25 protein-coding genes are annotated in these 20,814 nt (G+C 67.4%); 19 read left to right on the top strand and 6 right to left on the bottom strand.

Going from position 1 to position 20,814, the window contains the following annotated elements:
* Positions 1-19: 19 nt before the first annotated feature.
* Complete coding sequence (gene gpmA / locus LDO27_RS14070; protein ID WP_222202443.1) at positions 20-766, bottom strand: 2,3-diphosphoglycerate-dependent phosphoglycerate mutase; 747 nt, start codon at positions 764-766, stop codon at positions 20-22.
* 228 nt (positions 767-994) lie between these two features.
* Here gpmA and LDO27_RS14065 point away from each other — a divergent pair, with 228 nt between their 5' ends.
* The 5 genes from LDO27_RS14065 to LDO27_RS14045 all read left to right on the top strand — a co-directional run bounded on the left by LDO27_RS14065 (position 995) and on the right by LDO27_RS14045 (position 4,603).
* Positions 995-1,408, top strand: a complete 414-nt coding sequence (locus LDO27_RS14065) for a rhodanese-like domain-containing protein (RefSeq protein WP_224042306.1) — start codon at positions 995-997, stop codon at positions 1,406-1,408.
* Positions 1,409-1,452: 44 nt separating this feature from the next.
* On the top strand, positions 1,453-1,710 hold the full coding sequence (gene grxC / locus LDO27_RS14060) for a glutaredoxin 3 (protein WP_222202438.1): 258 nt from the start codon (positions 1,453-1,455) through the stop codon (positions 1,708-1,710).
* A gap of 174 nt (positions 1,711-1,884) precedes the next feature.
* The gene (secB, locus tag LDO27_RS14055; RefSeq protein WP_222202437.1) at positions 1,885-2,400 is read left to right on the top strand and encodes a protein-export chaperone SecB; all 516 of its coding nucleotides are present in this window, start codon (positions 1,885-1,887) and stop codon (positions 2,398-2,400) included.
* Positions 2,401-2,553: 153 nt separating this feature from the next.
* Positions 2,554-3,591: an NAD(P)H-dependent glycerol-3-phosphate dehydrogenase gene (locus LDO27_RS14050; RefSeq protein WP_224042305.1), complete on the top strand. Its 1,038-nt coding sequence runs from the start codon at positions 2,554-2,556 to the stop codon at positions 3,589-3,591.
* Positions 3,584-4,603 (top strand): Bug family tripartite tricarboxylate transporter substrate binding protein, encoded by a 1,020-nt coding sequence (locus tag LDO27_RS14045; RefSeq protein WP_377747195.1) that lies wholly within the window; start codon positions 3,584-3,586, stop codon positions 4,601-4,603. The genes LDO27_RS14050 and LDO27_RS14045 overlap by 8 nt, the downstream gene beginning before the upstream one ends.
* A gap of 18 nt (positions 4,604-4,621) precedes the next feature.
* Here LDO27_RS14045 and LDO27_RS14040 read toward each other — a convergent pair whose 3' ends face one another.
* Positions 4,622-5,092 carry a tRNA (cytidine(34)-2'-O)-methyltransferase gene (locus LDO27_RS14040; RefSeq protein ID WP_224042304.1) on the bottom strand — a complete coding sequence of 157 codons (471 nt, stop codon included), beginning with the start codon at positions 5,090-5,092 and terminating at the stop codon, positions 4,622-4,624.
* 107 nt (positions 5,093-5,199) lie between these two features.
* A complete protein-coding gene (locus tag LDO27_RS14035; protein WP_222203260.1) occupies positions 5,200-5,928 on the bottom strand; it encodes a ComF family protein in 729 nt (242 codons plus the stop codon).
* A 135-nt stretch (positions 5,929-6,063) separates the two neighbouring features.
* Here LDO27_RS14035 and LDO27_RS14030 point away from each other — a divergent pair, with 135 nt between their 5' ends.
* The 8 genes from LDO27_RS14030 to LDO27_RS13995 all read left to right on the top strand — a co-directional run bounded on the left by LDO27_RS14030 (position 6,064) and on the right by LDO27_RS13995 (position 12,734).
* Complete coding sequence (locus tag LDO27_RS14030; protein WP_222202433.1) at positions 6,064-7,002, top strand: methyltransferase domain-containing protein; 939 nt, start codon at positions 6,064-6,066, stop codon at positions 7,000-7,002.
* Positions 7,003-7,236: 234 nt separating this feature from the next.
* The gene (locus LDO27_RS14025; RefSeq protein ID WP_222203259.1) at positions 7,237-7,749 is read left to right on the top strand and encodes a DUF2244 domain-containing protein; all 513 of its coding nucleotides are present in this window, start codon (positions 7,237-7,239) and stop codon (positions 7,747-7,749) included.
* A gap of 55 nt (positions 7,750-7,804) precedes the next feature.
* Positions 7,805-9,052 (top strand): cytochrome c oxidase subunit II, encoded by a 1,248-nt coding sequence (gene coxB / locus LDO27_RS14020; RefSeq protein ID WP_222202430.1) that lies wholly within the window; start codon positions 7,805-7,807, stop codon positions 9,050-9,052.
* 38 nt (positions 9,053-9,090) lie between these two features.
* The gene (gene ctaD, locus LDO27_RS14015; RefSeq protein ID WP_222202428.1) at positions 9,091-10,695 is read left to right on the top strand and encodes a cytochrome c oxidase subunit I; all 1,605 of its coding nucleotides are present in this window, start codon (positions 9,091-9,093) and stop codon (positions 10,693-10,695) included.
* Between the two features lie 59 nt (positions 10,696-10,754).
* The gene (locus LDO27_RS14010) at positions 10,755-10,886 is read left to right on the top strand and encodes a cytochrome oxidase small assembly protein (RefSeq protein ID WP_222202425.1); all 132 of its coding nucleotides are present in this window, start codon (positions 10,755-10,757) and stop codon (positions 10,884-10,886) included.
* A 22-nt stretch (positions 10,887-10,908) separates the two neighbouring features.
* Positions 10,909-11,529: a cytochrome c oxidase assembly protein gene (locus tag LDO27_RS14005; protein WP_222202424.1), complete on the top strand. Its 621-nt coding sequence runs from the start codon at positions 10,909-10,911 to the stop codon at positions 11,527-11,529.
* Between the two features lie 65 nt (positions 11,530-11,594).
* A complete protein-coding gene (locus tag LDO27_RS14000) occupies positions 11,595-11,756 on the top strand; it encodes a DUF2970 domain-containing protein (RefSeq protein WP_377747216.1) in 162 nt (53 codons plus the stop codon).
* A gap of 117 nt (positions 11,757-11,873) precedes the next feature.
* Positions 11,874-12,734: a cytochrome c oxidase subunit 3 gene (locus LDO27_RS13995; protein ID WP_222202423.1), complete on the top strand. Its 861-nt coding sequence runs from the start codon at positions 11,874-11,876 to the stop codon at positions 12,732-12,734.
* A 171-nt stretch (positions 12,735-12,905) separates the two neighbouring features.
* Here the strand turns inward: LDO27_RS13995 and LDO27_RS13990 are convergent, their stop codons facing one another.
* A complete protein-coding gene (locus LDO27_RS13990) occupies positions 12,906-13,115 on the bottom strand; it encodes a twin transmembrane helix small protein (RefSeq protein ID WP_222202421.1) in 210 nt (69 codons plus the stop codon).
* Positions 13,116-13,199: 84 nt separating this feature from the next.
* Between LDO27_RS13990 and LDO27_RS13985 the strand changes: the two genes are divergently transcribed.
* The 5 genes from LDO27_RS13985 to LDO27_RS13965 all read left to right on the top strand — a co-directional run bounded on the left by LDO27_RS13985 (position 13,200) and on the right by LDO27_RS13965 (position 17,500).
* Entirely contained in the window at positions 13,200-14,009 is an 810-nt protein-coding gene (locus LDO27_RS13985; protein ID WP_322790814.1) for an SURF1 family protein, read from the top strand.
* Positions 14,010-14,025: 16 nt separating this feature from the next.
* Positions 14,026-14,679: an SCO family protein gene (locus tag LDO27_RS13980; RefSeq protein WP_222203257.1), complete on the top strand. Its 654-nt coding sequence runs from the start codon at positions 14,026-14,028 to the stop codon at positions 14,677-14,679.
* A gap of 24 nt (positions 14,680-14,703) precedes the next feature.
* Positions 14,704-15,819 (top strand): COX15/CtaA family protein, encoded by a 1,116-nt coding sequence (locus LDO27_RS13975; RefSeq protein ID WP_224042301.1) that lies wholly within the window; start codon positions 14,704-14,706, stop codon positions 15,817-15,819.
* Positions 15,816-16,751, top strand: coding sequence for a heme o synthase (locus LDO27_RS13970; RefSeq protein ID WP_222202416.1), 936 nt, complete (start codon positions 15,816-15,818; stop codon positions 16,749-16,751). Before LDO27_RS13975 ends, LDO27_RS13970 begins: the two co-directional genes overlap by 4 nt.
* A 194-nt stretch (positions 16,752-16,945) precedes the next feature.
* Positions 16,946-17,500, top strand: coding sequence for an SCO family protein (locus LDO27_RS13965; RefSeq protein WP_224042564.1), 555 nt, complete (start codon positions 16,946-16,948; stop codon positions 17,498-17,500).
* An 87-nt stretch (positions 17,501-17,587) separates the two neighbouring features.
* Here the strand turns inward: LDO27_RS13965 and rpoH are convergent, their stop codons facing one another.
* Complete coding sequence (gene rpoH / locus LDO27_RS13960; RefSeq protein ID WP_224042563.1) at positions 17,588-18,466, bottom strand: RNA polymerase sigma factor RpoH; 879 nt, start codon at positions 18,464-18,466, stop codon at positions 17,588-17,590.
* 355 nt (positions 18,467-18,821) lie between these two features.
* Between rpoH and LDO27_RS13955 the strand changes: the two genes are divergently transcribed.
* Positions 18,822-19,697 carry a pirin family protein gene (locus LDO27_RS13955; protein ID WP_224042300.1) on the top strand — a complete coding sequence of 292 codons (876 nt, stop codon included), beginning with the start codon at positions 18,822-18,824 and terminating at the stop codon, positions 19,695-19,697.
* 15 nt (positions 19,698-19,712) lie between these two features.
* On the opposite strand, the gene ybiB is transcribed toward LDO27_RS13955, so the two are convergent.
* Positions 19,713-20,756, bottom strand: coding sequence for a DNA-binding protein YbiB (gene ybiB, locus LDO27_RS13950; protein ID WP_224042298.1), 1,044 nt, complete (start codon positions 20,754-20,756; stop codon positions 19,713-19,715).
* Between the last annotated feature and the right edge of the window lie 58 nt (positions 20,757-20,814).

Genomic DNA, 20,814 nt, shown 5'->3' with positions numbered 1-20,814 from the left:
CGGCGGCGCTATCGCCGGATCAGCGCGCCTTGCCCTGGCTCGCGACGGCCGCCAGCGACGCGGCGATCGCGTCCTGGTCGCCGAGGTAGTAGTGGCGCAGCGGCTTGAGATCGGCGTCCAGTTCGTAGACGAGCGGGGTGCCGTTGGGAATATTGAGGCCGACGATGTCGTCATCCGAAATCTGGTCGAGGTATTTCACCAGCGCGCGGATGCTGTTGCCATGGGCGGCGATCACCACGCGCTTCCCGGCTTTGATGTCGGGGGCGATGGATTCGTTCCAGAGCGGCAGCACGCGGGCCACCGTGTCCTTCAGGCATTCGGTCAGCGGGATCTGCTCGCGGGGCACGTTGGCGTAGCGGGGATCGTCGAACGAAGCGCGCGGATCGGTCGGCTCCAGCGCCGGGGGCGGCGTGTCGTAGCTGCGGCGCCAGACCAGTACCTGCTCGTCGCCGTACTTCTTGGCCGTCTCGGCCTTGTTCAGGCCGGCCAGCGCGCCATAGTGGCGCTCGTTCAGGCGCCATTCGGTCCGCACCGGAATCCACATCTGGTCCATTTCGTCCTGCACGTGCCACAGCGTGCGGATGGCGCGCTTGAGCACCGAGGTGTAGGCGATATCGAAGGCGAATCCCGCCTCCTTGAGCAGCTTGCCGGAGAGCCGGGCCTGTTCGGCGCCGGTGTCGGTCAGGTCCACGTCGACCCAGCCCGTGAAGCGGTTTTCGAGATTCCACGTCGATTCGCCGTGGCGGATGAGAACGAGCTTGTACATGCTGCTTCCAGAGAGTGAATAACCGGCGTGCGCGGCCGCGGCCAGCCGGAATTCGCCATGTGGGGGACAATGGCGGCCGTCGGGCGGCTCGCTGCCCCCAGGGCGGCATCGGTTCCGGCGTCGGTTCGAGGTCACGGCGGACGCCATGCAGGCGTCGTTTCCGTCCTATCCCGAGCGCAAAGGGAGCTATTTTATAATGCCGCCGACTCAACCCATCGGAAACCCAACGTGAATTTCTTCACCGATTACAACAACCTCGCCCTGATCGCCGTCGCCATCGTGTCCGGCGGCTTGCTGGCGTGGCCCACCATCTCGCGCGGCGCGGGCGGCAAGAGCGTGAATCCGGCCGCGGCGACGCAACTGATCAACCGGCGGGGCGCGGTGGTGGTGGATATTCGCGATACGGCCGAGTACGCCAAGGGCCATCTGCCGCAGGCCAGGAGTGCGCCACTCCAGGAACTGTCGGCCCGCGCCGCGGGTCTTGCTAAAGACAAGGGTGCCCCCATCATCGTGGTCTGCCAGACGGGCCAGCGTTCCGCCAAGGCCCACGCCGCGCTGAAGGAGGCCGGGTACGGCGAGGTCTACTCGCTGGAGGGCGGCGTCACGGCATGGCAACAGGCCGGCCTGCCCCTCGTGAAGTAGGACGCTTCGCCCGCCCTTCCAGTCACGTATATAAGGAGAAGCGCATGGCCCGCGTCGTCATGTACAGCACCATGGTGTGCCCCTATTGCAATATGGCCGAGCGCCTGCTGAAGTCCAAGGGTGTCGAGACGATCGAGAAGATCCTGATCGACCGCGAACCCGGCAAGCGCGAGGAAATGATGAGCCGCACCGGCCGTCGCACCGTGCCGCAGATCTATATCGACGAGACCCATGTCGGCGGTTTCGACGACCTCTCGGCGCTGGACCGCAAGGGCGGACTCGCGCCGCTGCTGGCGGCCTGACCTTCCTTTCGGGCCGGCGGCGGGTGAATCCGCCATCCGCGTCATGTACCATACGCGTTTCCGATCCGGCCGCCGGTTCTCCGGCGGCCGCGTCCCGTGGCCCGGCCGGTGCCTGCCTCAGGGCCCGGCTCACCGTCTCCACCTCTTACTTCACCGCCTCTTCGGAAGCCTTTCATGAGCGACCAGCAAAACAATCAGCAGGACGACCAGCCGTTCTTCAACATCCAGCGCGTGTACCTGAAGGACATGTCGCTCGAGCAGCCCAACTCGCCCCAGATCTTCCTGGAATCCGAGGCGCCCGCGGTCGAAGTGCAGGTCAATGTGGGCGCGTCCCAGCTCGCCGAAGGCATCTTCGAGGTCATCGTGACGGGCACCGTCACCACCAAGGTGCAGGACAAGGTGGCGTTCCTGGTGGAAGCGCACCAGGCCGGCATCTTCGACATCCGCAACGTGCCGATGGAGCAGCTCGATCCGCTGCTGGGCATCGCCTGCCCGACCATCCTCTATCCGTATCTGCGCAGCAATATCGCCGACGTGATCACGCGCGCCGGCTTCCAGGCCATCCATCTGTCCGAGATCAACTTCCAGGCCCTGTACGAGCAGCGCCTGCAGGCGGCGATGGAAGAAGCGCAGGCCAGCGGCGGCGCGTCCGGCATCGTCATGCCCGATGGCACCCAGGCACGCCACTGAGTCTGGCGGCGTGCATCGGCGAAACGGGGCTTCGGCCCCGTTTTGTCGTTGTGGAGCGGGTGGGCGGCCTGGATACCGCGTCCGGTCCCGTCTCCGCTGGCGCGTTGGATTTGCGCTTCGATTCCGCCCCCGACTTCGATACCATCTGGCCCCATGAACCTGACCATACTCGGAGCCGGTGCCTGGGGCACCGCGCTAGCCAGCCATGCCGCCGCGACCCATGACGTCGTGCTGTGGGGCCGCGATGCCGCGCAGCTTGCCGACATCGCGGCATCCCGCGTCAACGCGGCCTACCTGCCGGGCGTAACGCTGTCGGAGCGGCTCGCGGTGGAGGCCGACTTCGAGCGCGCGGTGGCCCATGCGCAGGCCGACCCGGACGGCCTGGTGATCGTCGCCACGCCGGTGTCGGGATTGCGCGAAATGACGCGGCGCCTTGCCGCCCGCGCGCGTGCCAGCCGCGCGGTGCGTGCCGCGCCGCTGCGCATGATCTGGCTGTGCAAGGGCTTCGAGGCGGACACCAACGCGATGCCGCACCGGATGGTGGGCGAGGAGCTGCAAGCGGCGCAGGCGGACGGCGACGTCGACTATGGCGTGCTGACCGGTCCCAGCTTCGCGCGCGAAGTCGCGCTCGGCCTGCCGTGTGCCCTGACGATGGCCGGCAACGCGCCGGCGCTCACCGAGCTGGCGCAGCGCGCTTTCCACCATCACGCCATGCGTGTCTACGGCAGCGACGATCTGGTTGGCGTCGAAGTCGGCGGCGCGGTCAAGAACGTGCTGGCGATCGCCACTGGCGCCAGCGACGGACTCGGGCTGGGGCTGAACGCACGCGCGGCGCTGGTCACGCGGGGCCTGGCCGAGATGACCCGGCTCGGACTGGCGCTGGGCGGGCGCGCGGAGACCTTCATGGGCCTGGCCGGCGTGGGCGACCTGATCCTGACCGCCACCGGAGACCTGTCCCGCAACCGCAAGGTCGGCCAGCAACTGGCGCAGGGCAAGACGCTGCAGCAGGTGCTCGATTCGCTGGGCCACGTCGCCGAGGGCGTGCGCTGCGCGCGCGCGGTGGCAGCGCTGGCGGCGGACAAGGGCATCGACATGCCGATCACGCGTGCGGTGTGCGCAGTGCTGTTCGAAGGACTGGCCGTGGCCGACGCCGTGGCGCAGCTGCTGCAACGCGATGCCCGCGATGAATAGCCCGCGCCAGTCGGATGCCAGCTCCGTCCCGGCGCTCGGGCGGCGCCGTGCGCTGCGGGCAATGGCCGCCGGTGCCGCGGTGCTGGTAGCGCCCGCGGCCTTGGGCCAGGGGCCTTGGCCGTCGCGGCCGGTCCGCATGATCGTGCCTTTTCCCGCGGGCTCGTCGCCCGACCTGATCGCGCGGCTGGTCACCGAGAAACTGGCCGCGGTGCTGGGCCAGCCCGTCGTCGTCGAGAACCGGCCCGGCGCCGGCGGCAACATCGGCACCGGCATGGTGGCCCGCGCCACGCCAGACGGCTACACGCTGCTGTTCACCATCAACGGCCCGCTGGTCACCGCTCCGGCGCTGTACCGCCAACTGGGCTACGACCCCTTCCGCCAGCTCGCGCCCGTCACGCTGGTCGCGACCTCGCCCAATGTGCTGGTGGTCGATGCGCAGCTGCCGGTGCGCAATGTCGCCGAGTTCGTCGCGCTCGCCCGGTCGCGCCCCGGGGTGCTGAACTACGGGTCGGTTGGCAACGGCAGCGCCGCGCATCTGGCGATGGAGCAGCTGATGGCCAGCGCGGGCATCGCCCTGCAGCACGTGCCGTATGCCGGCTTCCCGCAGATCACGACGGCCATGGTGGGCGGGCAGGTACAGGCCGCGTTCATGGTGCCGGCCATCGCGATGCCGATGGTGCAGGCGGGCAAGCTGCGGCTGCTGGCGGTCTCCACCGCCGGCCGCACCAGCCTGCTGCCCAATGTGCCGACCGTGGCGGAATCGGGCTATCCCGGCTTCGAGGCCATCTCGTGGCAGGCCGTGCTGGCGCCCGCGGGCACGCCGGCGGCGATCGTCGACCGGCTCTACCGCGAGCTGGTGACGATCATTCGCAGCGACGACGTGCGCGCCAGGATGCGGGCGCAGTATTTCACGCCCGCGGGGACGGCGCCGGCCTCGCTGCGGGACCTGATGGCCAGTGAAAAGGTGCGCTGGGACAAGGTGATCCGCGCCGCCGGCGTGCAGCCGGAATAGCGCGCCGCGCGCCCGGTGTCAGGCGCCGCCGGCAAAGCCGTTCTGGCGCCAGGCCTCGAACACCACTACCGCGACGGTGTTGGACAGGTTCAGGCTGCGATTGCCGGGCCGCATCGGCAGGCGGATGCGCTGGCCCGGGGCAAACCACTCGCGCCGCTCCGGCGCCAGCCCCCGGGTTTCCGAGCCGAACACGAACCAGTCGCCCGGGGCGAAGCTGACCCCGGCGAACGGCGTCGAGCCGTGTGTGGTCAGCGCGAACATGCGGGCGGGATCGGGCCGCTCGTCGGCCATCATGGCGTCCCAGCTTTCATGTACCCGCATGCTCGCAAACTCGTGGTAGTCCAGCCCCGCGCGGCGCATGCGCGCGTCCTCCAGCGGAAAGCCGAGCGGCTTGACCAGGTGTAGCTGCGCGCCGGTGTTGGCGCACAGGCGGATCACGTTGCCGGTGTTCGGCGGGATCTCGGGTTCGACCAGGACGACGTGGAACATGGCGGGCGCAAGCAATCTTGTCGGCGGGGCCGGCAGCTTACCGCGCAGGACGCGGGCTGTCACGGCCGGCCATGCGGCGTGCTTTGTGGCGTGCTCTGTGACGTGCTCTATGGCGTGCGCAGGGCGACGATCGCGGTGACCCGCGCGGCGCCGTGCCGCTTCAGGGCGCAGGCCGCGTCGGCCAGCGTCGCGCCGGTGGTCATCACATCGTCGACCAGCCCGATATGCAGCCCCGTCACGCGGGCGCACGCCGCGACGGCGAAGGCGCCAGCCATGTTGGCGTGTCGCTGGCCGATATCGAGTGTGGACTGCGCCGCGGTTTCGCGCGGGCGCACCAGCCAGTCCGCACTGGCCGGAACACCCAGCTCGCGTCCGAGCCGGCGCGCGATCTCCCAGGCCTGGTTGAAGCCGCGCTCGGCGAGGCGACCGTGGGCCAGTGGCACCGGCACGATCCACTGCGGCGCCCGCCGCCCCGTGGCGCGCCAGCGCGCCGCCAGCGCGGCGGCGAACCAATGCGCCAGCGGCAGCGCGGCGCCGAACTTCAGCGCCAGCACCAGCCCGTCCTGCGGCGGCGCATAGTCGCCCAGCGCCAGCGTGGCATCGAAGGCGGGGGGAGTCAGCCGGCATGACAGGCACGTCGCGCCGGCGCCGGCAGCGAGGTCTGCGGCGCGGCGGCCCAGCGGTACGGCACAGCGCGCGCAACGGCTCACCTGCGGGACGACGTCCGCCGCGCAACCGGCGCACACCACGTCGTCCTGAACGGCCCCGCACAACTGGCATGCGCTGGGCAGCAGCCACCGCTCCAGCCGCCGCCACCGCGTGGCAACGGCCCGCAAGGCAACCCGCCCTTGGCACGATCCGCGGTCCGCCGCGTATACTTCGGCTCCGTCAGCCGTGCCCGTGGGCACGCCGGCGCCATCGAGATCCAGGTCTTTGGATTGCTCTTCACCGTCTTGCCGCGTGGTCTGCCAGTGTCCCTGCATGCTTCCGATACTCCCGATGCCTTCGTGCCGCCCACGCGGCTGACCCGGCTCGCCTTCGACCGGCGTAGCGCCGGCTTCGACCGGCTCGACTTCCTGCTCGCCGAGATCGGCCAGCGCATGCAGGAGCGCATGCAGGTGATCCGGCTCGCCCCCGAGCGCGCGCTCGATATCGGCTGCGGCCAGGGGCTCGGCCTCGCGGCGCTCCGGGCGCAATATCCCGACGCGCAGATCGCGGGCCTGGATATCTCCGGGGCCATGCTGGCCACCGCCGCGCGGCGCGACCCGCAGCGCCAGCCGGGCTGGCTGGGACGGCTGCTGGGCAAGCGTCCGACCTTCGACCTCGTGCAGGGCGATCTCGCCAGCCTGCCATTCGCGGGCGAACAGTTCGATCTGCTTTGGTCCAATCTTGCGCTGCACTGGCATCCCGAACCGCATCGCGTCTTTCCGGAATGGCACCGCGTCACGCGCGACGAGGGACTGGTGCTGTTCTCGCTGTTCGGCCCCGACACGCTGCGCGAACTGCGCGCCGCCGCCGCCGAGGTCGACGACGACCCGCATACGCTGCGCTTCGTCGACATGCACGATATCGGCGACATGCTCGTGCACGGTGGATGGTCCACGCCGGTGATGGATATGGAAACGCTGACCGTCACCTACGAGACGCCGCAGAAGCTGCTGAGCGAGGTGCATGCCTTCGGCGGCTACCGCGGCCCCGGGCGCGGCGGACTGCGTGGGCGCGGCTGGCACGACAGGCTGGTCGCGGCGCTGGAGCGCCGGCGCAACGGGGACGGGGTGATCCCGCTGACGTTCGAGATCGTCTATGGGCACGCCTGGAAGCTCCCGCGGCGCGAGAAACAGGCGCTGGACGAAGAGGGCAGGGCCGTGATCCCGCTGGACCGCATCGGCCGCTCGCGGCGTCGCGGCTGAGCCGGCGTGGGTGGGTCGCCACCCCGCCGCACGCGTCAGAATGGGGCAGGGTTTTCCCGGGTGCGTGGTGTGGCGGCCACCCCGCGTCCTTGTTCCAGTAGGCGAAGCGCCCTATAATGCGCCAGTTTGTCGCAGTGGTTCCCAGGCACAATACGTCCCGCAAATCGCACCGCCACGGTGCAGTCGGCGAGGCGCAATCGTCCCGGGCGTGCATCCGAAGCAGAGTGGTTGGCGATGCAAGACTTGGGTATCGCATTCCAGACGGCGCATGACGAATCCGCGGAGTTTCGCGGCGAGATTCTTCCCGTGCCGAGCAACGACTGGCTGATGAAGCGGAACTGCTCGCTATCTCCACGCCAGGTCGGCTGGTTTTACCTCTCGATCTTCAGTTTCTCCACCGCCATCGGTCTGTTCTTTGCCTGGCGGGGGACATGGCTCGTGTTGCCGTTCACGGCGCTCGAGCTGACGGGACTGGGTATCGCGCTGCTGATGTATGCGCGCCATGCGACAGACTATGAGCGCGTTACGCTCGTCGACGGCATGCTGGTCGTGGAGACGTCCAGCGCCGCCGCTGTGACGCGGCAGAAATTCAACCCGCGCTGGGTGCGGGTGGAACTGGGCGAATCGTCTCTTGCGCTGGTCAGCCTGCGCATGGGCGGGCAGACTGTGCAGGTGGGGTGCTTTCTGGACCCGTACAGACGCCGAAAGTTCGCGCAGGAACTCGCGAGCGCCTTGCGCCGCCTCTGAGGCGGCGGTGGCCCGGCGGGAACAGATTTGAATCTGTAATTTGGGTAGACAACAAATGAAAATGTGGAAGAAGGCATCCGCAGCGTGTCTGGTGGGCGCGTCCCTGCTCGCCAGTCAGGCGGCCCTCGCAGTCGAAGACATGCCGGGCGGCCCGGCCGTGCGCCAGCTGAACCTGACGGAACCCGTCACCAAGATCGCCGAGCAGATTCACTGGCTGAACTGGATGATGCTGATCATCTGCACCGTGATCTTCTTCGCGGTGTTCGGGGTGATGTTCTACTCCGTGTTCAAGCACCGCAAATCCAAGGGTGCCAAGTCCGCCTCCTTCCACGAAAGCATCACCGTCGAGGTGGTGTGGACGATCATCCCGTTCCTGATCGTGATCGGCATGGCGCTGCCCGCGACCAAGACCGTGGTCGCGATGAAGGACACCACGAACTCCGACATCACCATCAAGGCCACCGGCTACCAGTGGAAGTGGGGGTACGACTACCTGAAGGGCCAGGGCGAGGGCATCTCCTTCGTGTCCACCCTCACCACGCCGCGCGAGCAGATCAACAACGAGGCGCCCAAGTCGAACACCTACCTGATGGAGGTGGACAACGAGGTGGTGGTGCCCGTCAACAAGAAGATCCGCATCGTCACGACCGCCAATGACGTGATCCACGCCTGGATGATCCCGGCTTTCGGCGTCAAGCAGGATGCGATCCCCGGCTTCGTGCGCGACACCTGGTTCAAGGCCGAGAAAACCGGCGTCTATCGCGGCCAGTGCGCGGAACTGTGCGGCAAGGAACACGCCTTCATGCCGATCGTGGTGCGCGTCGTGACCGACGAGGAATACACCAGCTGGGTCGACGAGAAGAAGAAGGCCATGGCCGCCGCCGCCGACGATCCCAACAAGACCTGGACGATGGACGAGCTCAAGGTCCGTGGCGAGAAGGTCTACGCCGCCAACTGCGCGGTCTGCCACCAGCCGAACGGCAAGGGCGCCGGTGCGTTCCCGGGCCTGGACGGCTCCAAGGTGGTCAACGGCCCGCAGGCCGGCCAGATGCACATCCTGCTGGAAGGCAAGGGCGGCATGCCGTCGTGGAAGCAGCTCTCGGATACCGAGCTGGCCGCCGTCATGACCTATACCCGCAACGCCTGGAGCAACAAGACCGGCGAGGTCATCCAGCCGACCGATTTCGTGAACGCCCGTGCCGGCAAGTTCCCCGAGGGCGGTGGTGCCGATGCCGCCCCCAAGGCGGAAGACAAGCCCGCCGGCAAGCAAGCCAGCCTGGCCGCCGACGGCGCCGCCAGCTGAACGAGGTCGTAAGACAAGGATTTGAGGAGCTTTTAGCAATGAGTACCGCTACCCCGGACGCACTCGCCCATCCGCACGACCACGCTCACGATGATCATCACGATCATCCGCATGGCTGGCGCCGCTGGCTGTTCGCCACCAACCACAAGGACATCGGTACGCTGTACCTGCTGTTCTCGTTCACCATGCTGCTCTCCGGCGGCGTGCTGGCGCTGCTGATCCGCTTGGAGCTGTTCGAGCCGGGCCTGCAGTTCTTCCGCCCCGAGCTGTTCAACCAGTTCACCACGCTGCACGGCCTGGTGATGGTGTTCGGCGCGATCATGCCGGCCTTCGTCGGCTTCGCCAACTGGATGATCCCGCTGCAGATCGGCGCATCCGACATGGCCTTCGCCCGCATGAACAACTTCAGCTTCTGGCTGATGCCGCCGGCCGCGCTGCTGCTGGCTGCCTCGTTCTTCGTGCCGGGCGGCGCCACCGCCGCGGGCTGGACGCTGTACGCCCCGCTGTCGGTGCAGATGGGTCCGGGCATGGACATGGCCATCTTCGCCATGCACATCCTGGGCGCTTCGTCGATCATGGGTTCGATCAACATCATCGTCACCATCCTCAACATGCGCGCCCCGGGCATGACGCTGATGAAGATGCCGATGTTCTGCTGGACGTGGCTGATCACCGCCTACCTGCTGATCGCCGTGATGCCCGTGCTGGCCGGCGCCATCACCATGGTGCTGACCGACCGCCACTTCGGCACGAGCTTCTTCTCGGCCGCAGGCGGCGGCGACCCGGTGATGTACCAGCATATCTTCTGGTTCTTCGGCCACCCCGAGGTGTACATCATGATCCTGCCGGCGTTCGGGATCATCTCGCACGTCGTGCCGGCCTTCGCGCGCAAGCGCCTGTTCGGCTACAGCTCGATGGTCTACGCGACCGCCTCGATCGCGATCCTGTCGTTCATCGTGTGGGCCCACCATATGTTCACCACCGGCATGCCGGTGACGGGCCAGCTGTTCTTCATGTACGCGACGATGCTGATCGCGGTGCCGACGGCCGTGAAGATCTTCAACTGGATTGCCACGATGTGGCGCGGCTCGATGACGTTCGAGACCCCGATGCTGTTCGCGATCGGCTTTATCTTCGTGTTCACCATCGGTGGCTTCACCGGCCTGATCCCGGCGGTGGCCCCGATCGACATCCAGATCCAGGACACCTACTTCATCGTGGCGCACTTCCACTATGTGCTGGTGGCCGGCTCGCTGTTCGCGCTGTTCGCGGGCTTCTACTACTGGGGTCCGAAGTGGAGCGGTTTCATGTACAACGAAACCCGCGGCCAGATCCACTTCTGGGGCTCGCTGATCTTCTTCAACATCACCTTCTTCCCGATGCACTTCCTGGGTCTGGCCGGCATGCCGCGTCGCTATGCCGACTACGCGATCCAGTTCGCAGACTTCAACGCGATCGCCTCGATCGGCGCGCTGGGCTTCGGTCTGATGCAGGTGTATTTCTTCTTCTTCGTGGTGCTGCCGTCGTATCGCGGCGGCCAGCAGGCCGCGGACAAGCCCTGGGATGGCGCCGAGGGCCTGGAGTGGACCGTGCCGTCGCCGGCTCCGTTCCACACCTTCGAGGTGCCGCCGCAGGTCCGGTAAGTTGACATTGCGAGACGGGGGCGGATCCACATCCGCCCCCGCTCCATGAATCGAGCGTTATGCAGCATCCAAACAAAAGCCCGACACCCATCGACCGCAAGGCCTCCAACCGACGCCTGGGAATGATTCTGCTGTCGATCGTGCTGGTCTTCTTTTTGGGTTTCTTCGCCAAGATGATCTGGCTCGGCTGAAGCCCGCTGCAAGGTAACCACCATGAGCACGAACCCCTTGCCGGAGCCTTCCGGCGAAGCGACGGACCAGCGCTACAACCGCGGCATGCTGCTGCGCCTGCTGGTGATCGTCGCGTTGATGTTCGCGTTCGGCTATGCGCTGGTGCCGCTGTACAAGAAAATCTGCGAGATCACGGGCATCAACGTGGTCACCACCCGCGAGCTGCATGGGGCGGGCAGCCTGAAGAACACCCAGGTCGACAAGACCCGCACGGTCACGGTCGAGTTCGATTCGAACGCGCGCGGGCCGTTCGCCTTCCGTCCGGTGAAGAACTCGATGGAAGTGCACCCTGGCGAGATGGCGACCATCGTCTACGAGGTGGCGAACGGTCAGTCGCGGGATATCTCGGCACAGGCGATTCCGAGCTACGCGCCGAAGCAGGCGACGCAGTATTTCAAGAAGGTGGAGTGCTTCTGCTTCAAGCAGCAGACGCTGAAGTCCAGGGAGTCGCGGGAGATGCCGGTCGTCTTCGTGATCGATCCGGACCTGCCGAAGGACGTGAAGAACATCACGCTGTCCTACACCTTCTTCGAGATCGGTTCGCCGGTCGCGCAGGCCCCGGGCGGACAGCTTGACGTCGCGCCGGCCGGCTCGGGCAGTTGAGGAGGCAGAACCGGGTGGACGCGCAGGACGATCCGACCCGCCGCAAGGCGACGTTCGTGCAGACCATGCGGGCGGTGCTGTGGTCCTTCATCGGGCTGCGCAAGGGCACCGAGCATGAGCGCGACATGGCCAACCTGAATCCGGTCCACGTGATCATCGCGGGCCTGATCGCGGTGGCGATCTTCGTCGCGGTGCTGATCGCCATCGTGCGCGCCGTGGTGACTTGAGGTGCCGGCCCCTCGGGGCGGGCGGGTAGACGAGCATAAGCAGAGCCGCCGGTGCACCAGGGCCGGATGGGCATATAAAGATTACTGAATCAAAGACTCTGAGCTGGAGAAAAAAGAATGAGTGCGAATCGCGCAACCGCTCCGTACTACTTCGTACCGGGCCCCTCGCGCCATCCGATCACAGCTAGCTTCGGCATGCTGCTGGTGGGCGCCGGCGCCGCGGGATGGGTCAACGGGGCAGCCTGGGCGCCGTGGGTCTGCATGGCCGGCCTGGTCTGGTTCCTGTTCGTGCTCAAGGGCTGGTTCGGCGACGCCATCGTCGAGTCCGAAGGCGGCCTGTACGGCAAGCGCATCGACGTGTCGTACCGCTGGTCCATGGGCTGGTTCATCTTCTCCGAGGTGATGTTCTTCAGCGCGTTCTTCGGCGCCCTGTTCTATGCCCGTGCCATCACCATGCCGTGGCTGGGCGACCTGAACAACAAGATCCTGTGGCCCGACTTCGCGGCCGTATGGCCCAACACCGGCCCCGCCGGCACGGTGGAGCCGTTCCAGACCATGGGCCCGTGGCCGATTCCGACCATCAACACCGCGCTGCTGCTGATGTCGGGCGTCACGCTGACCTGGGCGCACCACGCGCTGCTGGCCGGCAAGCGCAGCCAGGTGATCCAGGGCCTGGTGCTGACCGTGCTGCTGGGCGCCGTCTTCATGGGCTTTCAGGTCTACGAGTACATGCATGCCTACTCGGACCTGAACCTGAAGCTGACCTCGGGCATCTACGGTTCGACGTTCTTCCTGCTGACCGGCTTCCACGGCTTCCACGTGACCATGGGCGCGATCATGCTGGCGGTGGTGCTGGTGCGCGTGATGAAGGGCCATTTCACGCCGGACAACCACTTCGCCTTCGAAGGCGCCGCCTGGTACTGGCACTTCGTCGACGTGGTCTGGCTGTTCCTGTATATCGTGGTGTACTGGCTGTAAGCGTCACCGCGGTGCCGCCGGCTGTGTCCGGCGGCCAGGCCGCGGCGGGCCTCTTGGCCGCCGCGGCAGACAAGAACAAAAAACAAGCGCCGCAGGAGGAAAGCCAGCCTGCGGCGCTTGTTTTTTGTCGCTTGACGATGTGCCCGATGCGGCGGGGGCAGGCAGGGATCGCTAAGGTGCCATGCGAATGCCCGTGCTCTGGATCCAGCCCATTCGGTACGACAGCAGGATGAACAGAAACAGCGCGATCGAGAGGCCGACACGCAGCGCCAGCGAGCGCATCATATTGGGTGTCTTGCCCTGGTCGCGCATCATGAAGAACAGCGCTGAGCCCAGGCTGCAGAGAATCAGGATAAAGGCGATGACGATGACGATGCGCATGGCGGAGGCCGGTTCGGTGAGCCGCCATTATGGCATCGCGGTGCGGAGGGCGGGCCGGTGAGGTGGCTGCGCGCCCTCAGTCCCGTGCCCGCGCTGGCGGCGCTGGTGGTGATCGCGGTCACGTGCGCCCTGGGCAACTGGCAGTTGAACCGCGCACACGAGAAACTGGATCGTGCGGAACGCCTGCGGGTGCTTGCCGCGCAGCCGCCCGTCGTGGTCACAGGCGCGCCCCTCACCACCGAGGTGGTCGAGCGCCGCGTGCGCGTGCGCGGCCGCTTCGATCCCGCCCGCACGGTGTTGCTGGACAACAGGCCCCATGGCAATGGCAAGGACTCGCGCGCCGGCTTTCTGGTGCTGACGCCGCTGCGGGTGTCGGGCGCCGCGGACGGGGCCGCCGGCGTGCTGGTGCTGCGCGGCTGGCTCCCGCGCGATGCCCAGGACCGCACCCGCATCGCGCCGTTCGCGACGCCCGAAGACGACGTGCAACTCGAAGGCGTGGCACTTGCCGCCGTGCCCAAGGTCTATGCCCTGGGCGGCGACGGCGCGGAGACGGGGCCGATCCGGCAGAATGTCGAGTTGGCCGAATTCGCCCGGGAGCACGGCATGCCGCTGCAGCCTTTTGTCTTCCAGCAGCGCAGCGACACGGGCGACGGCCTCGCGCGCGACTGGCCGGCGCCCGATCATGGCGCCGACCGCCACTACGGCTACGCCTTCCAGTGGTTCGGCCTCGCGGCGTTGACGCTGGTGCTGACCATTCTGCTGACTTGGCGGCGCGCTCGCGCGCCGACGACAAACGCCGGCGCCATCGACCCCGATAACGCCTTCGATAACGCCCCGGACAACGCCGGGCCGGCCGCGGGCGAGCCCCGTGGCGCCGGGCCCAACCGTGACTGACCGACCAAGCATGCTTATGCAACCCGATCCCAACCCCGCCAAGCCGGCATCCGCCGCGCCGCAGGATTCCCGCATCGACGCGCGCACCCGCAAGGGCCGCATCCAGATGCTGCTGTTGCTGCTGGTCTGCGCGTCGCCGGTCATCGCTTCCTACCTGACCTACTACGTGTTCAAGCCGGCCGGCGGCAAGACCAACTACGGCAAGCTGATCGAGCCGCAGCGGCCCACGCCGGCGGTGCCGCTGCGCAACGAGCGCGGCGAGACGGTGGATTTCGCCAGCCTCAAGGGCAAATGGCTGCTGATCACGGCCGACGGCGCGTCCTGCGACGAGGCCTGCGCCAGGAAGCTGTTCACGATCCGCCAGATCCGCGCCGGCCAGGGCAGGGAACGCGAGCGCATCGTGCCCGTGTGGCTGGTGACCGATGGCGGCGGCATCGATCCGCGGCTGAGCGCCGCCTACAACGAGCCCTATGCCGGCGTGCGCTTCCTGCGCATCGACCGCGACGCCGCCGCGCGCTGGCTGCCCGCGCCGGAAGGCCGGCCCGTCGAGGACGGCCTGTACCTGGTCGACCCGCTGGGCAACCTGATGATGCGCTACCCGCGCGAGCCGGACCCGAAGAAGATGCAGTCGGACCTGACCCGCCTGCTCAAGTACTCGCAAGCCGGCTGACGGCGTGATGAGGGAAAAACGCGCATGTTGAGCCAACTCGCCGCCATCGGCATCCTGATCGCCCTGTTTCCGCTGGCCTACGTGCTGGTGCGGGGCAGCCGCGACAAGTACCGCAAGCTGGTCTGGGTGACGGCCTTTCTGACGCTGGATCTGATCATGTTCGGCAGCTTCACGCGGCTGACCGACTCCGGGCTGGGCTGCCCGGACTGGCCCGGCTGCTACGGCCACTCGAACCCGCACGCCGCGGTCGAGCATATCCGCGCCGCGGAAACCGCGATGCCAAGCGGCCCGGTGACGTGGGCCAAGGCATGGATCGAGATGATCCACCGCTACTTCGCGATGGCGGTGGGCGTGCTGATCATTGCGCTGATGGTGCTGGCGTGGGCCAAGCGCCGGCAGCTGCGGCAGTCGCCGTGGTTCGCCACCGGCGTGCTGGTGCTGGTCTGCGTGCAGGGCGCGTTCGGCGCCTTCACGGTGACCCTGAAACTGCAGCCGATCATCGTGGTCATGCACCTGCTACTGGGCATGGCGCTGCTGGCCGCGCTGATCTGGCTGGGCTCGCGCAGCGACCCGCCGCGGGCGATCGCGCCCGAGGCCGCGCGCCTGCGCTGGCCGGTCCGGTTGTCGCTGGCGCTGCTGGTGATCCAGATCTTCCTTGGCGGCTGGGTCAGCACCAACTACGCGGTGCTCGCCTGCACCGATTTCCCGCTGTGCAACGGCCAGTGGATCCCCGAGATGGACTTCCGCCATGGATTCACGCTGTGGCGCCAGCTCGGCATGACGGCGGACGGCGACTACATCCCGCATTCCGCCCTGGTGGCCATCCACTGGGTGCACCGCTGCTTCGCGGTGGTGGTGCTGGGATACCTCGGCTGGTTCGGCCTGCGCGCGCGCCGCCTTGAAGGACTGTCACGCAAGGCGAACTGGCTGCTGGCCGCGCTGGCGCTGCAACTGGCCACCGGGCTGTCCAATATCGTGCTGGACTGGCCGCTGGTCGCGGCGGTGGCCCATAACGGCGGAGCGGCCGTGCTGCTGCTGCTGCTGGTCCGCCTCAACTACAATATAGGCCTCGCGACCCGGACCGCGGCCATCGCCGCGGGAGCGCCGGCCCGGCCTGCCGACGCGGCACGCGCCTCATGAAAGACAAGAATCCCTCCGTGGCTACCGCTACCCAAACCCATCCGCTTGGCCGCGTGCGTCATCTGGCCCGCCAGTACGCCGCGCTGACCAAGCCCCGTGTGACCCAGCTCGCGGTGTTCTGCTCCGTCATCGGCATGTTCCTGGCTACGCCGGGCATGGTGCCGTGGTCGGTGCTGATCGGTGGCGCGGCTGGCATCTGGCTGCTGGCCGGCGCCGCCTTCGCCATCAATTGCCTGGTCGAGCAGAAGGTCGATGCGCTGATGCGGCGCACCGCCTGGCGGCCCTCCGCGACCGGCGAGATCACGACCGCGCAGACGCTGGTGTTCTCCGTGTTGCTCGGTGGGGCCGGCATGTGGACGCTGCACGTGTTCACCAATGACCTGACCATGTGGCTGACGGTGGCGACCTTCGTCGGCTATGCCGTGGTCTACACGATCCTGCTCAAGCCCGCGACGCCGCAGAACATCGTGATCGGCGGCCTGTCCGGCGCGATGCCGCCGGCGCTGGGGTGGGCGGCCGTCGCCAACGAAGTGCCCGCCGAGGCCTGGTTCCTGGTGCTGATCATCTTCACCTGGACCCCCCCGCATTTCTGGGCGCTGGCCCTGTACCGCCGCGCCGACTATGCCAAGTCCGGGCTGCCGATGCTGCCCATCACGCATGGCGAGCGCTTCACGCTGCTGCATATCCTGCTGTACACGCTGATCATGATCGCCGCGACGCTGTTGCCGTTCGTGTACGGCATGAGCGGCTACATCTATCTGGCGGCGGCGCTGGTGCTCGGTGGCGGCTTCCTGCTGTATGCGTGGAAGCTGTACCGCGCGTATTCGGACGCGCTGGCGCAGCGCACCTTCCGTTTCTCCATCCTGTACCTGTCGCTGCTGTTCGCCGCGCTGCTGGTGGATCACTATTTCAAGTTCGTGCCACAGGTCTGAGCTGGCCCGCGCCGCGGCATGTTGTCGCGGCAGGCCATCCAGGCTGCCGCATTGGGCGATACTGCGAGCTGGCGCGCAGCGCGCCCTGGCGCCGGTGCTTCGTCGCCGCGCCCCGCATCCACCGTCACCCTGATCGTTGCCGCATGCATACCCGACCGCTCCACGGCCTAGGCCGCTACTGTCTCGTCCTGCTGATGTCCGCCTTGCTGATGGCTTGCGGCCAGCAGAAGGCGTCGTTCCAGAACATCGATATCACCGGCGGCAGCGAGTTCGGCAAGGATTTCACGCTGACCGATCACCACGGCAAGGTGCGCACGCTGGCGGACTTCAAGGGCAAGGCGGTGGTGATGTTCTTCGGCTACACCCATTGCCCGGACGTATGTCCGACCACGATGGCGGAGCTCAAGGCGGTGGTCGAGCAGATGGGCCCGGACGGCGACAAGGTGCAGGTGCTGTTCGTCACGGTGGATCCTGAGCGCGATACCCAGCAGCTGCTGGCCCAGTACGTGCCCGCCTTCGATCCGCGTTTCCTTGGCATGCGTCCCGCCGACGAGGCCGCGCTGAAGAAGATCGCCAAGGACTACAAGGTCTTCTACGCCAAGGTGCCCGGCACGTCGCCGTACAACTACACCGTGGATCATTCGGCCGGCAGCTATGTGTTCGATCCCAGCGGCAAGCTGCGGCTGTTCATCCGCCACGGACAGGGGCCGGCGCCCATCGTCCACGACCTGAAGCAGCTGGTCTCGTAGCGCTTGGCGGGCAAAAAAAAGGCCGGTCCCTGGGGACCGGCCTTTTTTGTTGCGCCCGGCGCCTTGCGGCATCCGGGCGGGCGGCGATCAGGCGAATGCCTGCAGCGCGCCCTTCATCTTCTTCATGGCCGCCGATTCGATCTGGCGGATACGCTCGGCCGACACGCCGAACTCGTCGGCCAGCTCGTGCAGCGTGGCGCCGCCCGAACCGTCGTCGTTGACCTGCAGCCAGCGCGCCTCGATGATGCGGCGGCTGCGGGCGTCCAGCTTCGACAGCGCCTCTTCCAGGCCTTCCACCTGCATCCGGTCATGGCGCTGCGCATCCAGCACGCGGGTTGGCTCGTTGTGGTTGTCGGCCAGGTACGCGATCGGGGCGAAGTCTTCCTCGCCGTCGTCGACCTGACCCTCGAGCGCCAGATCGCCGCCCGACAGGCGGGTTTCCATCTCCATCACCTCTTCCGGCTTGACGTTCAGCTCGCGCGCGACCGCGTCGATCTCGTCAGGCGTGAAGGTGTGGGCGTGCTGCTTGTGGCTGCGCAGGTTGAAGAACAGCTTGCGCTGGGCCTTGGTGGTGGCCACCTTGACCATGCGCCAGTTGCGCAGCACGTACTCGTGGATCTCGGCCTTGATCCAGTGCATGGCGTACGACACGAGGCGCACGCCCTGGTCCGGGTCGAAGCGCTTGACCGCCTTCATCAGGCCGATATTGCCTTCCTGGATCAGGTCGGCGTGGGGCAGGCCATAGCCCAGGTACTGGCGGGCGATCGAGACGACCAGGCGCAGGTGCGACAGCACCAGGCGGCGGGCGGCATCCACGGAATCGTGCTCGCGCAACTCGCGGGCGAGCGATTTCTCTTCCTCCGCGGTCAGCAGGGGGATACGGTGGACAGCCTGGATATAGCTGTCCAGATTGCCCAGGTTGCCGGGCAGGGTCAGCGCCATGGACCCGGCGCGCTGGGGCACCATGGGCAGGCGGCTGTTCGTCTGGGCTTGATCGGCAGACAGGACTGCGTTCACTCAATTACTCCTTTCGCATCGGGCGCTGAGCCCGTGTGTCCGAACCGCTGGGATTCGGCTACCGCATTGCAACGGATATTAGCACTCCGTCCGGGTGAGTGCTAATTGGAGTCGCGGCGGGCCCGATAGTTCCGGGCCATCGCTCTCAACGTCCAATAGGCGCGGCACATTGCGGCGCAAGATACAGAGTTTAGAGGCTTGGGCGCGTAGCCGGTTCTCCCGCCGACGCAATTGTCTGTTCCAACCGGCGCTACACTGCGGTCCGAGCACCTTACTAGACCGTTGCGCCTTCCGGGGAACCGCTATGTCAGCCATCGAACACCTGTTGAAACCCCATGTCCGCGATATCGGCGACTTCGCCGTACGCCGTGTGCTGCCATCGGCAGCCGCGCAGACCGTGGGACCGTTTATTTTCTTCGACCATATGGGGCCGGTTGCCATGCCGCCCGGCAAGGGCATGGATGTGCGTCCGCATCCCCATATCGGGCTTGCCACGGTGACCTACCTGTTCGATGGCGAAATCATGCACCGCGACAGCGTCGGCAGCGAACAGGTGATCCGCCCGGGCGATGTGAACTGGATGACGGCCGGCCACGGCATCGTCCATTCGGAGCGCTCGCCAGACGCCGCGCGCGCGGCCGGTGCCCGCCTGCATGGCATCCAGACCTGGGTGGCACTGCCTCAGGACTATGAGGGCGTCGATCCCTCGTTCACTCACCATCCGGCGGACACCCTGCCAAAGCTGGAACGCCCGGGCGTGCGCATGGTGGTAATCGCGGGCGACGCCTTCGGCGTGCGTTCGCCGGTGGCGGTGTTCAGCCGCACGCTGTACGTGGCCATCGACATGGAAGCGGGCGCGAGCCTCGTCATTCCGCAGGAGCATGCCCAGCGCGGCCTGTACCTGGTCGAGGGCGAAGCCGCCCTCGATGGCGAGGCGCTGCCTCTGGAACATATGGCGCTGCTCTCCCCGGGGCAGCCTGTCACGCTCACCGCGGCTGCGCCGTCCCGATTGATGCTGCTGGGTGGCGACCCCCTCGATGGGCGGCGCTTTATCTTCTGGAACTTCGTCTCCAGCAGCAAGGAGGCCATCGAATCGGCGTCCCAGCGCTGGGAAGAGGACCGCTTTCCCCGCGTGCCGGGCGAAACCGAGCGCATCCCGCTGCCTGCCCGGCGCGCCTGACGCGCGGCCGGCGCACTACAGCGGGCTGGTCCAGGCGACGCGGGTGCCGGCCCGCATGCAGCCGCGGATGGCCTCGATCTGCATCGCCAGCGGCACCGGCACCGGCAGGGCGCCGTCGAGCACCTGACGGATCCAGGCCGCGGTCTCGGCCACGTCGCTGCCGGCCGGCAACTGGGGCACGTCGAGCAGGGAGCCGCCGGTGGGGTCGACCAGCGTGCGCTGGTGCCCGTCGTGCAGCCAGTCGATGCGGCTGCCGCGGCGCGCGTCGGCCACCACCTCGCCCTCGGTGCCGCGGGCCAGCAGCACGTTGGACGGCTCGTTCGAAAAATAGTCGGTCAGCGTTTCGCGATATTCCGGGTGCGTATAGCTGTACAGCCGCAGCGCTTCCGCGGGCGTATGGGCGCCGACCGGCTGCAGCAGCTTGGCGACCGTGTGGGACGAGTTGCGCAGCCCGATGATGGGCCGCTTGTCCAAGAGGCGCGTGAGCCCCGGGGAAAGCACGTCGATCGGTACCACGGCCAGCGGGCCGGGCCGGGTGCCGGTATCCCGCAGCCGCTGTTCGGCCTCCTGGACCGTCGCGCATGGCTGGATGCCGAGCACCTCGAACAGCGTCATGCTGGTCACGCGGCCATGGAAGAGCCGCGTGCCGTGCACCAGTACCGGCAGGCCTTCACGCGCGAGCAGCAGCGCCAGCAGCGGGATCAGGTTGGGCTGCTTGCGCGCGCCGTTGTAGCTCGGTATCACCACCACCTGCCGGTCCGGCGGGGCCGCGAGCGGCAGGCAGTGCTGGTGCGCGGCTTCCAGCATGCCGGCCAGTTCGTGCGGCGCCTCGCCCTTGATGCGGTAGGCCATCAGCACCGCGCCCAGTTCCAGGTCGGAGACGCGGCCGGCCAGCATGGCGTCGAACAGCGTGCGCGCGTCCTCGCGCGGCAGCGCGCGCGCACCCTGGACGCCACGGCCGATTTCCTTGATATAGCGGGCGGCGGAGAACGGACCCTGATCGGAACCTTGCGCGGCGTTGTCAGCGGCGGGGGCGGTGGGAGTCTGTGAAGTGGTCATGGCCGGCCGTTGGTGAGGATCTGAGGCGCATGATAGCGGAGCGGGGCGCCGGCGCCCA

The organism is Cupriavidus respiraculi (assembly GCF_914271545.1).
GTDB lineage: Bacteria > Pseudomonadota > Gammaproteobacteria > Burkholderiales > Burkholderiaceae > Cupriavidus > Cupriavidus respiraculi.
This window is presented reverse-complemented; position numbering and strand designations above follow the sequence as displayed.

What these genes read in the sequence shown, in the direction of transcription:
- gpmA (WP_222202443.1), bottom strand. Translation starts at nt 766, where the DNA reads ATGTACAAGCTCGTTCTCATCCGCCACGGCGAATCGACGTGGAATCTC.
- secB (WP_222202437.1), top strand. Translation starts at nt 1,885, where the DNA reads ATGAGCGACCAGCAAAACAATCAGCAGGACGACCAGCCGTTCTTCAAC.
- rpoH (WP_224042563.1), bottom strand. Translation starts at nt 18,466, where the DNA reads ATGGTGCCCCAGCGCGCCGGGTCCATGGCGCTGACCCTGCCCGGCAAC.
- LDO27_RS13980 (WP_222203257.1), top strand. Translation starts at nt 14,026, where the DNA reads ATGCAACCCGATCCCAACCCCGCCAAGCCGGCATCCGCCGCGCCGCAG.
- ybiB (WP_224042298.1), bottom strand. Translation starts at nt 20,756, where the DNA reads ATGACCACTTCACAGACTCCCACCGCCCCCGCCGCTGACAACGCCGCG.
- coxB (WP_222202430.1), top strand. Translation starts at nt 7,805, where the DNA reads ATGAAAATGTGGAAGAAGGCATCCGCAGCGTGTCTGGTGGGCGCGTCC.
- LDO27_RS13975 (WP_224042301.1), top strand. Translation starts at nt 14,704, where the DNA reads ATGTTGAGCCAACTCGCCGCCATCGGCATCCTGATCGCCCTGTTTCCG.
- LDO27_RS14025 (WP_222203259.1), top strand. Translation starts at nt 7,237, where the DNA reads ATGCAAGACTTGGGTATCGCATTCCAGACGGCGCATGACGAATCCGCG.
- LDO27_RS14050 (WP_224042305.1), top strand. Translation starts at nt 2,554, where the DNA reads ATGAACCTGACCATACTCGGAGCCGGTGCCTGGGGCACCGCGCTAGCC.
- LDO27_RS14005 (WP_222202424.1), top strand. Translation starts at nt 10,909, where the DNA reads ATGAGCACGAACCCCTTGCCGGAGCCTTCCGGCGAAGCGACGGACCAG.
- LDO27_RS13955 (WP_224042300.1), top strand. Translation starts at nt 18,822, where the DNA reads ATGTCAGCCATCGAACACCTGTTGAAACCCCATGTCCGCGATATCGGC.
- LDO27_RS14045 (WP_377747195.1), top strand. Translation starts at nt 3,584, where the DNA reads ATGAATAGCCCGCGCCAGTCGGATGCCAGCTCCGTCCCGGCGCTCGGG.
- grxC (WP_222202438.1), top strand. Translation starts at nt 1,453, where the DNA reads ATGGCCCGCGTCGTCATGTACAGCACCATGGTGTGCCCCTATTGCAAT.
- LDO27_RS14010 (WP_222202425.1), top strand. Translation starts at nt 10,755, where the DNA reads ATGCAGCATCCAAACAAAAGCCCGACACCCATCGACCGCAAGGCCTCC.
- LDO27_RS14040 (WP_224042304.1), bottom strand. Translation starts at nt 5,092, where the DNA reads ATGTTCCACGTCGTCCTGGTCGAACCCGAGATCCCGCCGAACACCGGC.
- LDO27_RS13990 (WP_222202421.1), bottom strand. Translation starts at nt 13,115, where the DNA reads ATGCGCATCGTCATCGTCATCGCCTTTATCCTGATTCTCTGCAGCCTG.
- ctaD (WP_222202428.1), top strand. Translation starts at nt 9,091, where the DNA reads ATGAGTACCGCTACCCCGGACGCACTCGCCCATCCGCACGACCACGCT.
- LDO27_RS13965 (WP_224042564.1), top strand. Translation starts at nt 16,946, where the DNA reads ATGTCCGCCTTGCTGATGGCTTGCGGCCAGCAGAAGGCGTCGTTCCAG.
- LDO27_RS13995 (WP_222202423.1), top strand. Translation starts at nt 11,874, where the DNA reads ATGAGTGCGAATCGCGCAACCGCTCCGTACTACTTCGTACCGGGCCCC.
- LDO27_RS13970 (WP_222202416.1), top strand. Translation starts at nt 15,816, where the DNA reads ATGAAAGACAAGAATCCCTCCGTGGCTACCGCTACCCAAACCCATCCG.
- LDO27_RS14000 (WP_377747216.1), top strand. Translation starts at nt 11,595, where the DNA reads ATGCGGGCGGTGCTGTGGTCCTTCATCGGGCTGCGCAAGGGCACCGAG.